This is a genomic window from Nocardiopsis sp. NPDC055824, from assembly GCF_053616335.1.
The window spans coordinates 1-1,044 of record NZ_JBSHDN010000417.1; the positions used below are offsets into that span (position 1 = coordinate 1).

Annotated in this window: 1 pseudogene; it reads right to left on the reverse strand. The window is 76.2% G+C overall.

The features are described from left to right. Positions 1-1,044, reverse strand: a pseudogene (locus ACWGL3_RS32255) (hypothetical protein); the annotation flags it as partial.

A 1,044-nucleotide genomic window follows, 5' to 3' on the forward strand; every position in this document is an offset into this window, starting at 1 on the left:
GGGTCGGTGCGCGTGGCTCCGGGGGTGGGGGAGCCGCTGTCCGCGGCGCGCTCGGGGCCGGCGGCGGGCGGCGCCGCAGGCGCGTCCGTGTTCTGCGCGGGGACCGGAGTGCCCTGGATCGTGTCGGGTGTGGTGGCCTCGGTGGCGGGCGGGGCGTGCCCGGCGCCCGGTGCCGGCGTCCCGCTGTTGGGCGGGGTTGTGGTCTCCCGGTTGTCGGTCGTGGCTGGGGGCTCCACGGTGGCGGGGGAGGGCGGGCCGTTGCGTCCCGGACCGGCCTGAGCGTCGGGGAGCGGTTGCGGACGGGGCCGCGGTGTCTCCGGGTCCTGCGGGACACCGTCCGTGTTCCGGGACAGGGTCGCTCCGGGCGTCTGGCCCTCTCCGGCGGGGGAGTCCTCGCGGCTCTCGTTCCCTGACCGGTCCCTGTCGTCTCCCGACCGTTCACCGCTCTGCTCGCCCGACCGGTCGCCGTCGTCGGACCGTCCTGTGCCGTCTCCGGCCTGGTCCTCGTCTCCGTCCTGGGGGCGGTCGTCGTTCCGGGGGGTGTCCTCGCCGCGCTGGTCGGGCTGTTCGCCGTCGCGGTCGGAGGGGGCGTGCCCGGTGTCCTGCGTGTCCTGGGGCGGTGCGCTCTCGGAGGTGGTGTCGGTGTCCTGCTGACCGTCGCTCTCGGTGACGGGAGACGGGGGCAGCGGGACCTCGGCCGGTGAGGTCTGCTGTTCGGGGTCGGAGGTGCCGTGGGGGACCGCACGCGGTTCATCGGTGGCGGTGGGGCCGTCGGTGGTCGTGGTCTGCGGAGCGGGCGGGGTGCTCTCGGTGGTGACCTTGGGGGCGTCGCCGGTTGGGCGCTGTGGGGACGGGTCCGGGGTGCGGGTGCCGTCGGTGCGCTGGGACGGACGCCCACCGTTGTCCCGTTCCGAGGGCGTGGAGCGCTGGTTGTTGTCGGTGGCCGTGTTCTGCGGTGTGGTCGCGGGCGGTGGAGCTGCTTGGCCGATCGGCGCGGCCACGAGGGGAGGGGCGGTGTGCTGCTCGGGGGCGGGGGTGGAGCGG